Raw genomic sequence first — 14,405 nt, 5'->3', positions numbered from 1 at the left:
GCGCGCCTGTGCCTTCGCATTCCTTTCGATGTGGAGGCACCCCAGGATGTCCTCGAACCGCGCTCGTCCGCGCCTCGCCCTCGTCGTGCTGGCGCTCCTCGCCCTGGTTTGTCCGGGGCTGCTCACCGCATGTCGTGAACCGGAGCGGCCGCTCCTGCCACGATCCCAGACCTGGGCCGAGCTGCGGACGGTCCGCCGCGACGTCACGGTCGCGCCGCCCGGCGAGCCGGAACGACCTCCGTACCCGCGAGAGCGTCTCGTGGACGGAGAGGTCGTGCGGGTGCAGCAAGCCGGGCTCGCGTGGCTGCGGCGGGACGGCGGCGCGACGCTGCTCGTCCGAGGCCCCGCGGAGCTCGTCCTCCACGCCGACGTGATCGACATCAAGCACGGGCGCGTCTTCGTGGACACGCCCGCGACGATCACGACCGAGCTCGCGACGCCGACCGGTCCGCTGCACCTGGCGCAGGTGCGGGCGAGCATCGATGTGGCCCAGAAGGACGGCGCGACGGACGTGTACGTGCTCGCCGGCGAGGTGCGCACGGACGGCTCGGCGCGCGCGACGGCCGGCGAGCGGCTCACGCTCGAACCACACAAGGGCGAGCCGACGGCGAAGACGTCGCCGGTCTTGACGTGGGAGGACTGGACGGGCGGCCTCGCGACGACGGATCGCTCGGCCGAACCTTCGCCGTACGGCGTCGGCACGGTGGGCGCGCGTCGCCCGGGCGAGCAAGGCGCGCCGCGCTTCCCGCTCGCGATCCAGAGGCTCGACGTGCGCGTGTCGATCCAGGAGGACTTTGCGATCACCGAGGTCGACGAGGTCTTCTTCAACCCGAGCTCGGCGACGGTCGAAGGCGTGTATCGGTTCCGCACGCCCGCGGGCGCGACGCTGCACAAGTTCGGCGTGGACCGCGACGGCGTCGTGTTCTGGGGCTACGTCAAGGAGAAGCAGGCCGCCGCGGCGCAGTACCAGGCGAACGTCTACGAGGGCAGCAAGGAGGATCCGGCGCTGCTCGAGTGGGAGGCGCCGGGCGTGTACAAGGCGCGGCTCTACCCGATTTTGCCCGGACAATCGCGGCGTGTCGTCGTGCGTTACGCCGAGTGGCTCGGGCGCACGGGCGCGCGCGGCGAGCGGCGGCTCTACGTGTACCCGATGGCCGCCGAGGGCGCCGAGGGGTCCTTGCCGCACATCGAGGAGCTGACGGCGACGATCGATCTCGCGCGGGCCGGCGCACGTGAGGTGCGCACGGGGATGAGCGGCGCGCGCGAGGGCGGGACGATCTCGGTGCGCGCGCAGGACTTCGTGCCGAGGGCGGATCTCGCGATCGAGCTCTTCGACGACGGGCTCGTCGCGCCGCGCGGCTACACGGCGCCGCACACGATGGATCCCGAGACGGTGCCGCCTTCGGAGCGCGCGGACGCGATGCAACGCGCGAAGACGGAGGCCGACTACGTCATCGTGCCGATCCGGTCGGCGGACGTGCCGCTCGCGAAGGGCGGGCTCGATCTGGCGATCGTGATCGACACGTCGGCCGCGACGGACTCGCCTTCGCTCGCGATCGCGCGCGCGACGACGGCGGCGTTGCTCGCGCACCTCGGCAAGGACGATCGGGTGGGCGTGTTCGGAGGGGACACGTCGCTCGTGCCGGTCGTGCCGGGCAAGGAGGGGCTCGCGCCGATCGACGAGGCGGGGCGGCGCGAGGTGCTCGCGCGGATGTCGCGGATCGAGCGAGGCGGCGCGACGGATCTCGGGGCGATGTTGAGCCAGGCCGCGGCGCTGCTCGATCCGTCGCGTCGCGGCGCGGTGGTGTACGTCGGCGACGGCGCGCCGACGGTCGGCGAGCTCCGGTTGCAGGAGCTGCGCGATCGGATGGCGAAGCTGCCGCGGCCGGTGCGGATGTTCGGCGTGGGCGTGGGCGACGAGGCGGACATGGCGCTGCTCGAAGGCCTCGCGCGGGGCGGCTTCGCCGAGCGCGTGGCCGACGCGAACGCCGCGGCGCGCGTGGCGCTGCGGCTGCTCGAGCACGCGGAGCGGCCGGTTTGGCTTGGCGCGCAGGTGGATCTCGGGCCCACGGTGGAGCGGATTTTCCCGCGGGATCTCGGCGCGCTCGTGGCGGACGAGAGCATCGCGGTGATCGGCCGCGTGACGTCCTCGGGGCTGCCGACGTCGGTCTCGCTGACGGGGCCCTCGGGTACGGTCAAGACGAACCTGCAGGTGACGCGGCTGGAGGACGAGGGGGATCTGCGGCGTCGCTGGGCGGAGGGGCGCCTCTTGCAGATGATGGCCGAGGCGACGGGGCGCGCGGCGATGGTGGATCTCGGATCGCGCCACGCGATCATCACGCCGGTCACGTCGCTCTACGTGCCGACGAAGAACGAGATGACGCCGGAGGAGCGCGCGGAGCTCGAGCGCAAGAAGGGCATGGCGCGGAGCCTCGTCGAGACGAAGCGGCGGATGGGCTGGACGCCGATCATCAAGACGGACGTCGACCAAGAAGCAGAGGAGTCGGAGGACGTCGGGCCTGCAGAGGTCGCCGCCGCGCCCAACGCCGACAACAAGGAAGGCGGCACGGGCACGCGCGCGAAGGGCGAAGAGGGATCCATGGGGAACCCGAACACGCGCATCACGGGCAACCGTTACGGCGTGCAAGGGCCCGCGGACAACGCCGATCCGCACATCGCGCGGCAAGCCGCGCTGCGCGACGCGGCCGAGTTCGGGATGATCGGCATGCTCAACACGGGCGCGGGCGGCGATCCGAACGCGCCGACGGCGCCGTGGGGGCGTGACGATTCGCTCGGCAATGGGCCGACCTCCGCGACGGGCAACCAGTGGGGCAACACGATCGGCGACGCGTACGGCGCCGGCGGCCTCGGGATCTCGGGCATCGGCGAAGGCGGCGGTGGACGAGGCGAAGGCATTGGGCTCGGTTCCATCGGGACGATCGGGAACGGCGCGGGCACGGGCACGGGACAAGGGTTCGGCTCGGGGCACGGGCGACTCGGCGGCGCTCACGCGAGCGCGCCGCCGAAGATCATGGAGGCGCCGATCGCGATGCCGAGTGCCGCGGCGACGGCCTCGCCGGCGGCGCCTCCGCCTCCACCGCAGGCCGCGCCGAGGCCGCTTGGCGGCGTGACGAAGTCGAGCCCGCCGGGCGACCCGCTCTCCGGCGGGGACCTGGATGGCAAGCCGTCCGCCGGGGAGGGCTACTACAAGTTCGAGGAGACTCGGCAGGTCCTCGAGAAGGCCCTGAAAAACGAGGCGGCCAAGCCAGACGCCGCGAAGAAGGCCGCGGGGGGTGGCGGTGCGCGATCGAGCGGGATCTCGTTCGTGGTCCAGGTGGGCGATGTCCCGCATCAAGCCTCGCCGTGCAGCGGCGCTGCGCTCGTCCCGTTCGAGGAGCGCGTGGGCCTGTGGCGCGAGCGGTTCGGGCGCGTCGCGGGCAACGCGCAGGGCGTGCGGTCGGTCTATCGCACCGCGCTCTCGGCGTGCGAGGCGCCGACGTGGCGGGAGAGGTCGAAGCTCGTGTCGCTCATGCTCGACGCGATGCCTTCGATCGCCGCGAAGGTGTCGCTCTGGCGCGCGATGTTCACGGATCTCGGCGTGGCCGACTCGCTCTACCGCGGCATTCTCGCGCGGGTGCGAACGGCGCAGGAGATGCGCGAGCTGCACGCGGCGCTCGGCCTGAAGTCGATGGATCCGGGGCTCCTCGAGAAGCTCATCAAGGACACGAAGTCGCCTGACGAGCGGGTGAAGAAGCTGCGCGAGCTCGTGGCGCAATGGCCGGACGATTTCGCGCTCGCGCTGCGGCTGCTCGACATGCTGGAGGACGCGTCGGACGACGCGGGCGCGCGTGAGCTCGGCAGGACGCTCAGGTCGAGGCCCGACGCGGACGCGCGGGTGCGGACCGCGGTCGGCGAGCTCTACATGCGCCTCGCGGCGAAGGAGAGCGACGCGGGCAAGAAGGCCGCGTACGAGGCCGAGGCGCGGAGATCGTTCGGCGAGATCGTGGAGTTTGCCCCCGACGATCCGGTCGCGCGGCGCAGGCTCGGCGATCTTTTGAGGGCCCACGGTTGGTATGCGGACGCGGCGCGGCAGTACGAGACGCTGGCGCGGCTCGCGCCTGACGACACGAGCGTCTCGCTGCTGCTCGCGGCCGCCGCCGAGGGCACGGGCAAGCTCGAAGAGGCGATCAAGTGGACGGAGAAGGGCGGCGCGGCGGGCGCGCCCGACGCGGAGCAGAGCCCGGCCGTGACGGCGCGCGCGTTTGCCGCGACGTACCTCGCGTGGGGCCGGCTGCTCGCGCAGAAGAACGGCAAGAAGGACGAGGAGCAGACGCTGCGGGCGCGCCTGTTGCGGGTGATCTCGACCGAGCGCGCGGCCGGCAAGGGGCCGCGCGGGGCGCGGGTCTCGCTGACGTGGTCGCACCCCGAGTTCCACCCGTCGCTCTGGACGAACGGGCTCGGGACGCAGATGCCGGCACCGGAGGGCGACGTGACGCTGGGGATCGCGCAAGCGCTCCTCCCGATGCGCCCGGACGCGCGCGTGGAGGTGCGGCTCGAAGGCGAGGACGTGGAGCACGCCGCGCGCCTCGGCGCGGAGGCGATCCTGACGATCGTGTTCGACGAAGGGGAGGACGGCGAGACCATCGTGAAGCAATCGATCCGCTTCGCGCGCGGCGGCAAGCCGGTGCGGGCGTTCGCCATCTCGAAGGGTGAGGCCCGGGAGGTCGAGCCGTGAGCGACGAGCGACGAGAAGAGCAAGACGTGACGAGCACACCTTCCGGGGAAGCGAACGCGACGGCCGGAGAGGCAGCCGTTCGTCCCGAAGAACCCACGGTCGGCGCGGAGGAGAACGCGAGCGCGAGCAGCAGCGGAGGCGAGAGCGCGAGCGCTGACGGCGGAAGCGGTGACGGAAGCGGCGGCGGAGGCGGTGACGGAAGCGGCGGCGGAGGCGGTGACGGAAGCGACGACGACGACGACGACGCGCCCGCGGCCGCTGCGCCCGAGCCTCCGCGCGCGAACGAGCGCCGGATCGTCGTGGTCACGCGCGGCGAGAAGCTCGACACGGCCGAGTGGCTGCCCGTGAGTGATCCGCGCGCGCAGGAGCAGATCCGGCGGACCCCACCCGCGCCCCTGCCGTACGACGGCGGGACCATCCCGCCGGCGCTCTTCGCGATCGTGAGCTCGATCGTGGTCATCCTCGTGACCGTCGTCCTCCTGCGCGGGCAAGGCGAGCGCAAGCCGAGCCAGCCGCTCGTGCCGACGGTGGCCGATCTGCAGGCGGTGCACGCCTCGGTGACCGCCGCGGGCGCGCCCGTGCACAAGACGCGTCGTCTCTCCGAGGGCGACGTCGTCAAGACCGACGCGGACGGCCGCGCGCGCCTGCGTCTCGACGACGGCACGGGCCTCGTGCTCGATCGAGCGACGAGCCTGCGCATCACGCAGAAGGGCGTGGCCCTCGAGCACGGGCGCATCTTCGTGCAGGGCGCGCTCGGCGCGCGGACCGAGATCGAGCTCGGCGAGGCGACGGGCATCGTCAGCGGCGCGAACACCGGCATCGAGCGCTCGCGCGAGCGCCCGGCGAGCGCGAAGCTCTACGCGGCGAGCGAGGAGATCACGGTCCGCGCCGGCGGCGCCGAGAAGACGGTGCGCGCGGGCGAGACGGCCACGGTCGACGGGAGCAAGGTCGAGGTCGCGCCCGAGCGCGGCTACGACGACTGGACCGGCGGGATGGCCGCGCCGTGGGGCGCGAAGGGCGCGCCGCGCAGGGCCGTCGGTGAGCTCTGGGGTCGGCCGGACAAACCCGGGGACGCGGGCTCGCCGCTCACGATCCGCGCGCACGACGTCGAGGCGAACGTCGCGCGCGAGCTGGCCGAGACCGAGGTGCGGACGACGTTCTTCAACGCCGGCAGCACGTCCGTCACGGGCGATTATCGCCTGGCGATCCCGCCGGGCGCGATCGTCTCGCGGTTCGCTTCGGTGCGCGGTGGCAACACGAACGAGGGGCACATCGCGCTCGCCACGCGCGAGATGCGCGGCCCCGGGAGCCCGAGCTCGAGCGGCGAGGTGCTCGAGTGGGCAGGCGAAGGCTGGGTCCGCGCGACGATCCCGAGCATCGCGCCCGGCGCGACGGTGCAGGTGATCGTGCGGTACGTCGAGTGGCTCTCGCCGCGGCCGAAGGGCGACGGGACCTGGGTCGTGCAGTACCGCTACCCGATGGTCTCGGACGCCGCTCCGCCGCTCATCGGCGAGTTCTCCGCGAAGATCGACGCGACGCAGTCGAGCCCGAAGTCGATCGGCGCGGGGCTCGGGGCGCGCGTGACGGGCAGCACCGTCGAGCTGCGGCGGCCCGATTATCGGCCGACCGCGGATCTCGTGGTGGACGTGGCGATCGAGCCTTCGTCGTCGCCGGCGCGGCTCTTCGTGGCGCCGCCGTTCGCGGGGGACGAGGACGATCCGGCCTCGACGATCCTCGTGCGCACCGAGGTGCCCGAGGCGCGCGCCGAGGACGGGGTCACGCTTGCGCTCGTGCTCGACGTGTCATCGAGCGTGGAGCCGGCGCTGCTCGACGCCGAGCGCGCGCTCGTCGATGCGGTGCTCTCGGGCCTCGGGGCGCGGGACAAAGTGGTCGTGCTGGCCGCCGATCAGACCGTGCATCCCGTCGGCCCGGCCGCGATCGGCCCGGTGGACGAGGCGCGTCGCAAGGCGATCCGCGAGGCGCTCGGGCAGATCTCGACGGGCGGCGCGACGGACCTCGGCCGCGCCCTCGAGGCCGGCGCGGACGCGCTCCCGGCCGATGCGCCGGCGGGCATGGTGATCTACGTGGGCGACGGCTGGCCGACCGTTGGAGATCCAACGGTTGATCGGATCCAGGCGCGCCTCGCGCGCCGGCAGGGCGGGGCGCCGCGCCTCGGCGCCGTGGGCGTCGGGCCGCTCGTGAACCGCTTCGCCCTCGCGAGCCTCGTGCGCGGCTCGGGGCCGCTCCTCGAGATCGCGGACACGACCGACGCCGCGCGCGTCGCGACCGAGCTCGTCGCCGAGGCGCTCCAGCCCGCGGTGGCGGGCGTCGAGGTCGTGTTCGGCAACGAGGTCGATCGCATCTACCCGCGCTCGGCGCGGGCGATCACGGCCGGCGAGACGGTCTTCGCGGTGGGCCGCGTGCGCGGAGATCCGCCTCGCTCGATCACGCTCAGGTACCGGGACGCGCGCGGCGTGCACGAGGAGAAGCGGCCTGTCGTCGTGGAGCGCGCGCTCCGCGAGCAGGACGTGGCGCGGCGCTGGGCCGCGGCGCGTGTCGAGGAGATCGCGCTGAAGGGCAAGGGGCGCGAGGCCGCGACCGACGTGGCCTTGCGCGCCGGGCTGCTCACGCCGTGGACCGGCTTCGTGATCGGCGGCCCGCGCGTGTACCCGCCGACGCTGCTGCAGACGCGCATCCTCGACCTCTCGGCCGGGCCCGAGGCCGGCTTCTCGGCGGCGTTCGCCACGCCGCGCGCGGCGGCCGGGACGCTCATGAACGTCCCGCAGGAGACCGAGTCGGCCGACGACGACGACGAGGCCGCCTACAAGGCCGCCGTGGCCGAGGCCGCGGCGAGGCTGCTCGACGAGGCCGGCCCCTCGGTCCGCGCGTGCCGCGACTCGCGCGCGGCGCTCCGGCCCGAGCTCTCGGGCAAGCTCGACGTGGCCTTCTCGATCGACGGCGACGGCCGCGCCGAGAAGGTCCGCGTGAAGGGCGTCGCCGGCGCGGACGACGACGCGCTCGACCGATGCGTCGAGGTCGTGGTGCGCGGGATGATCTTCCCCGCGAGCGGGCTCAAGATCTCCATCGAGGTCTCGCGCACGCTCGGCTTGCCGCCGCCGCGCGCGACGTTGCGAGGGCGCAAGTGCTCGCCGACCTCGTTCCTGCCGCTGCCGCTCCGCCGCGGCGTGTGGCGCGAGCGGCTCGAACGCGGCCAGGCCGACGTGGTGTACGTCGAGGCGAAGCAGACGTGCGAGCTCCCGACGTGGACCGATCGCCGCGCGCTGCTGGAGCTCATCCTCGTGAACGAGCCGAATGGCCTCGCGCGTGTCGGCGTCGCGGGGCGGCTCGAGCTGCTCGGCGAGAGCGACGCGGCCGCGCTGCTCCGGCGCGAAGCGATCCGCCGCGCGCAGAGCCCCGAGGAGCTTTACGCGATCAAGAGCGAGCTCGTGGGCAGCGAGCGCTACCCGGTGGGTACGTTCCGCAAGCAGTACCGCGCGGCGGACGGCGACAAGGGGCGGCTCGCGGTCGTGCGTCGCTTCCTCGGGATCGCGCCGCACGACGCGCGGCTTCGGCGCCGGCTCTTCGCGCTGCTCGAAGCGCTCGACATGAAGGCCGAGCTGTCGGAGGAGATCCGTCGCGTCCGCCGCGACCCGTTCGCGGACGCGGGCCTGCTCGCGGACGCGGCGTCGGCGCTCTTGCGCATCGGCGACGAGGCGGAGGCGCGCCGCACCTTCGGCGAGCTCTCCGAGCGCGCGCCGCGTGACCCGTGGGCGCGCGCCTTCCTCGGCGATCGCCTGCGAAACGAGGGCTTCTTCGATGACGCCTCGCTCGCCTACGCGGTGCTCGAGGAGCTCGTCCCCGAGGAGCCTGCGGCCGTCATTCGCCTCGCGCTCGCGCATGCGGGCGCGGGCCGGCTCGACATCGCGCATCGCATGCTCGCGCGCGTCGCGCAGACGGGCGGTCGCGCGGGCGACGAGACGCTCGGCAGGCTCGCGGGCTACCTCGCGCATGCGCTGCTCGCCGAGGGGCGCGGCCGGCAAGGGCTCTCGGAGGGGGACACCGATCGCCTCGCGCGGGCCTCGCTGGAGCTGCCGTATCCGAACGCTTCCGTGGTCGCGCTCGTCCGCGCGCCTGCGGGCGCCCTCGCCCTCGACGTGAAGCTCCTGCGCGACAAGATCGAGGACTTCCTCGGTCCCGACGTCTCTGCGGCGGGCGTGGGCCTCTACGCGCTTCGCTTCGGCCTCGCGGAGAAGTCGCCGATCTCGCTGCGCCTCGCGCGCCCCGAGGAGCTCGCGCCCGCGCGCGCCACGAAGGTGCGCGTCGATGCGCTCGTGCCCGACGGCGACGGCAAGCCGCCGAAGCTCGTCTCGATCGACGTCGAGCTCCCGCCGACCGGCAAGCCCGTGACGCTCCGCTGGACAGGAAGCGCGTTCACGGTTGATTGACGCTTGGGGGCTACGCTCGGCAAGCCGAGCTGCGCCCCCAAACCCCCGAATGAGCGACGCGTCGAGCGGCGGCGGATCCAGGGGCCGCCGCTTGACGTCGCCTCCTCGGATCGGTTGTACTTTCCGTTCTAAACGTTCTGAAACGAACGTATCTCCTCGAAACCCCAAATCATTTCGGTGAAACGTCCTCGCGGCCGTGGCCTCTGGCGCCGCGCGCGGAGGCGTTTGCCGAAATGTTTGTGCACCAACAGTCTCGAAGGCGGGGCTCGTCCCCGGAGGCTTTCGTATGTCGAACCGATCGATCGCGCGTGTCGCGCACCTCGTGGTGCTCGCGCTCGCGCTCGCCCTCGTGGTCCTCGTGCCACGCGCCGCGCGCGCGGCGACGACCATCTCGGGCGGCAACGTCATCAACCAGACGTGGACCCCCGCAGGCAGCCCGTACATCGTGCAGGGCGACGTCACCGTGCCGAACGGCGCTTCTCTGACGATCCAGGCAGGCACCGTCGTGCAGATGGCCGGCACGGACAGCCAGCTCGCCGGCCTCGACACGAACCGCGTCGAGATCACGATCAAGGGCACGCTCAACGTGAACGGCACGGCGGCGAGCCCGGTGCAGTTCGCGGCGCAGAGCGGATCCGGAGCGTCGCTCTGGTACGGCATCGTGATCGACGCGACGGCGACGGCGGCGACGATCAACAACGCCTCCATCAAGAACACGAACACGGGCATCCGCAGCGACGGCACGGGGATGACGCTGGCGGTCGCGGACACGACCATCGACACGACGTCGAACGGCGTCTACCTCCTGGCGGGCACGCCGACGCTGACGAACCTGACGGTGCTGAACAGCTCGTACGCGGCGTACGTGTCGGGGACGGCGTCGCCGACGTTCAGCGGGTGCACGTTCCGCGGGCACACGACGGCGGGCCTGTACGTGACGACGAGCGGCGCGACGACGACGACGAGCGTGACGAACTGCGGGATCGCGAGCAACGGGGCGGGCAGCTACGGCGTGTACCAGTACGTGTCGGGCGGCGGGAACGGGACGCTGAACCTGACGAACGTGACGCTGCACAACAACGGCAGCTACGGCGTGTACGCGAGCTCGAACACGGGCGCCGTCTCGTCGGTGAACGTGAAGAACAGCAACGTGACGAATCACTCGACGGCGGGTGTGTACCGGGCCGGGTCTGGCACGACGAACCTGTCGACGACGTACTCGAACGTGTGGGCGAACGCGACGAACTTCAGCGGAGCGTCCGCGGGGACGGGGTGTTTTTCGTCGAACCCGCTGTACGTGGGAGCGCCGAACAACCTGCGGCTGACGTCCAATTCGCCGTCGCGCTACCAGGGAGACGCCGGGCAGGATCTCGGGCCTCTGCCGTACGTGAACGACGCGACGCCCGGGCTTTACGGGGTCTTGTGGACGAACACGACGCTGACGACGGCGGGGTCTCCGTACACGATCGCGGGTGATCTGACGGTCGGGAAGAACGTGACGGTGACGATCGACGCGGGCGTGACGCTGCAGTTCTCGTCGGGCTCCGACATCATGGGTTCGGGCCTGGACACGAACCGCGGAGAGCTCGTGGTGAAGGGGACGCTCGCGTCGAACGGGACGGCGGCGAGCCCGGTGACGCTGAAGGCGACGACGTCGGGGGCCTCGAACTGGTACGGCGTGGTCGTGGATCAGGCCGCGACGGCCGCGACCCTGACGTACACGAACATCCAGAGCACGAACACGGGCCTTCGCAGTGAGGCCGCGGGAAATGCCCTGTCGACGACGGGCGTCTCGATCGACACGACGTCGAACGGCGTCTACCTCCTCGCGGGCACGCCGACGCTGACGAACACGACGGTGCTGAACAGCTCGTACGCGGCGTACGTGTCGGGGACGGCGTCGCCGACGTTCGACGGCTGCACGTTCCGCGGGCACACGACGGCGGGCCTGTACGTGACGACGAGCGGCGCGACGACGACGACGAGCGTGACGAACTGCGGGATCGCGAGCAACGGGGCGGGCAGCTACGGCGTGTACCAGTACGTGTCGGGCGGCGGGAACGGGACGCTGAACCTGACGAACGTGACGCTGCACAACAACGGCAGCTACGGCGTGTACGCGAGCTCGAACACGGGCGCCGTCTCGTCGGTGAACGTGAAGAACAGCAACGTGACGAATCACTCGACGGCGGGTGTGTACCGGGCCGGGTCTGGCACGACGAACCTGTCGACGACGTACTCGAACGTGTGGGCGAACGCGACGAACTTCAGCGGAGCGTCCGCGGGGACGGGGTGTTTGTCGTCGAACCCGCTGTACGTGGGAGCGCCGAACAACCTGCGGCTGACATCCAATTCGCCGTCGCGCTACCAGGGAGACGCCGGGCAGGATCTCGGGCCTCTGCCGTACGTGAACGACGCGACGCCCGGGCTTTACGGCGTCTTGTGGACGAACACGACGCTGACGACGGCGGGGTCTCCGTACACGATCGCGGGTGATCTGACGGTCGGGAAGAACGTGACGGTGACGATCGACGCGGGCGTGACGCTGCAGTTCGCGGCGGGCTCGGACATCATGGGTTCGGGCCTCGATACGAACCGCGGAGAGCTCGTGGTGAAGGGGACGCTCGCGTCGAACGGGACGGCGGCGAGCCCGGTGACGCTGAAGGCGACGACGTCGGGGGCCTCGAACTGGTACGGCGTGGTCGTGGAGCAGGCCGCGACGGCCGCGACCCTGACGTACACGAACATCCAGAGCACGAACACGGGCCTTCGCAGCGACGCGCCGGGCACGGTCCTCTCGTCGAACAAGGTGTCGATCGACACGACGTCGAACGGCGTCTACCTCCTCGCGGGTACGCCGACGCTGACGAGCACGACGGTGCTGAACAGCTCGTACGCGGCGTACGTGTCGGGGACGGCGTCGCCGACGTTCGACGGCTGCCTGTTCCGCGGGCACACGACGGCGGGCCTGTACGTGACGACGAGCGGCGCGACGACGACGACCACGGTCCGGAACTGCGCGATCTCGAGCAACGGGGCGGGCAGCTACGGCCTTTACCAGTACGTGTCGGGCGGCGGGAACGGGACATTGAACCTGACGAACGCCTCCGTGCACGGCAACGGCAGCTACGGCGTGTACGCGAGCTCGAACACGGGCGCGGTGTCGACCGTGAACGTGAAGAACAGCATCGTCACGGGTCACTCGACCGCCGGCATCTACCGCGCGGGGTCTGGCACGACGAACGTGTCGACGACCTACTCCGACGTCTGGAACAACGCGACGAACTACAGCGGCGCGTCGGCCGGCACGGGCTGCATCTCGCAGAACCCGAACTACGTCTCGGCGCCGAGCGATCTGCACCTCTCGATGGGCAGCGTGTGCATCGACGCGGGCACGGCCATGGGCGCGCCCGCGAACGATCTCGAAGGCAAGATCCGGCCGCTCGACGGCGACGGGATCAACGGCGCCGCGCACGACATGGGCGCCTACGAGTACGCGCCGGCCTTCTTCTGCGGCGACGGCGTCACGAACGGCGGCGAGCTGTGCGACGACGGCGCGCAGAACGGCCAGTACGGCGCCTGCAAGGCCGACTGCACCGGGCCCGGTCCGCGCTGCGGCGACGGCATGGTGAACGGGCCCGAGATGTGCGACGACGCGAATGCGTCGAACACCGACGGCTGCTTGACCACGTGCGTCCCGGCCTCGTGCGGCGACGGCTACGTGCAGATGGGCGTCGAGATGTGCGACGACGGGAACATGTCGGACACCGACGGCTGCGTCATGGGCTGCAAGGTCGCGTCGTGCGGCGACGGCTTCGTGCAGGCAGGCGTCGAGCAGTGCGACGACGGGAACATGTCGAACACCGACGGCTGCATCATGGGCTGCAAGGCCGCGTCGTGCGGCGACGGCTACGTGCAAGCGGGCGTCGAGATGTGCGACGACGGGAACATGTCGAGCACCGACGGCTGCGTCGCGGGCTGCAAGCCTGCGTCGTGCGGCGACGGCTTCGTGCAAGCGGGCGTCGAGATGTGCGACGACGGGAACATGTCGGACACCGACGGCTGCCTCGCGAGCTGCAAGCCTGCGTCGTGCGGCGACGGCTTCGTGCAGGCGGGCGTCGAGCAGTGCGACGACGGGAACATGTCGAACACCGACGGCTGCCTCGCGAGCTGCAAGCCTGCGTCGTGCGGCGACGGCTTCGTGCAGGCCGGCGTCGAGGAGTGCGACGACGGGAACATGGTGAACAGCGACCAGTGCCCGTCGACGTGCAAGAACGCGACGTGCGGCGACGGCGTCGTGCAAGCCGGCGTCGAGGAGTGCGACGACGGCAACCTGACGAACGGCGACGCGTGCCTCAACGCCTGCAAGAACGCGACGTGCGGCGACGGCGTCGTGCAGGCCGGCGTCGAGCAATGCGACGACGGCAACGCGTCGAACACGGACACCTGCGTCACGGACTGCAAGACCGCGGCGTGCGGCGACGGCTACGTGCAGGGCGGCGTCGAGGCCTGCGACGACGGCAACCAGAACGACACCGACGGCTGCAAGAACAACTGCAGCTTGCCGGGCTGCGGAGACGGCATCGTCGGTCCGAACGAGGAGTGCGACGACGGTAACGCGTCGAGCACCGACGCGTGCCTCGTGACGTGCAAGAACGCGACGTGCGGCGACGGGTTCGTCCGAGCGGGCGTGGAGGCGTGCGACGACGGCAACACGGACGACACCGACGCGTGCCCGACGACGTGCAAGGACGCGACGTGCGGCGACGGGTTCGTCCTCGATGGCGTGGAGGAGTGCGACGACGAGAACAGCTCGAACTCCGACGACTGCGTGCAGGGCTGCAAGGCCGCGACGTGCGGTGACGGCTACGTCGAGCTCGGCGTCGAGACCTGCGACGACGGCAACGAGAACAACGACGACACGTGCTCGAACCTCTGCACGAGCGCGACGTGCGGCGACGGCGTGGTGCAGCCCGGGGAGGCTTGCGACGACGGCAACGCGTCGAACTTCGACGAATGCCTGAGCGGCTGCCTCAAGGCGAGCTGCGGCGACGGGTTCGTCTGGGGTGGCATGGAGGAGTGCGACGACGCGAACGGCGTCTCCGGCGACGGCTGCACCTTCGACTGCAAGCTCGAAGGCCAGGGCGGCGCGGGCGGTGGCGGCGGCGCGGGCGGTGACGGCGGCGCGGGCGGCGGCGGCATGGGCGGCGCCGGCGGCGAAGGCG

At 71.7% G+C, this 14,405-nt stretch carries 3 protein-coding genes; all 3 read left to right on the top strand.

The window, feature by feature from the left end:
- Window positions 1–46 precede the first annotated feature (46 nt).
- Window positions 47–4,735, top strand: a complete 4,689-nt coding sequence (locus QHF85_RS31660; protein ID WP_281331110.1) for a VIT domain-containing protein — start codon at window positions 47–49, stop codon at window positions 4,733–4,735.
- Window positions 4,732–9,180, top strand: a complete 4,449-nt coding sequence (locus tag QHF85_RS31655; RefSeq protein ID WP_281331109.1) for a VIT domain-containing protein — start codon at window positions 4,732–4,734, stop codon at window positions 9,178–9,180. The genes QHF85_RS31660 and QHF85_RS31655 overlap by 4 nt, the downstream gene beginning before the upstream one ends.
- A 286-nt stretch (window positions 9,181–9,466) precedes the next feature.
- A partial coding sequence (locus QHF85_RS31650; protein WP_281331108.1) for a DUF4215 domain-containing protein occupies window positions 9,467–14,405 on the top strand: 4,939 nt, incomplete at its 3' end.

It is taken from the genome of Polyangium sp. 6x1, from assembly GCF_029946515.1.
GTDB lineage: Bacteria > Myxococcota_A > Polyangia > Polyangiales > Polyangiaceae > Polyangium.
This window is presented reverse-complemented; position numbering and strand designations above follow the sequence as displayed.

Bases quoted from the DNA above. Each gene is read 5' to 3' on its own strand.
- QHF85_RS31660 (WP_281331110.1), top strand. From the start codon at position 47: ATGTCCTCGAACCGCGCTCGTCCGCGCCTCGCCCTCGTCGTGCTGGCG.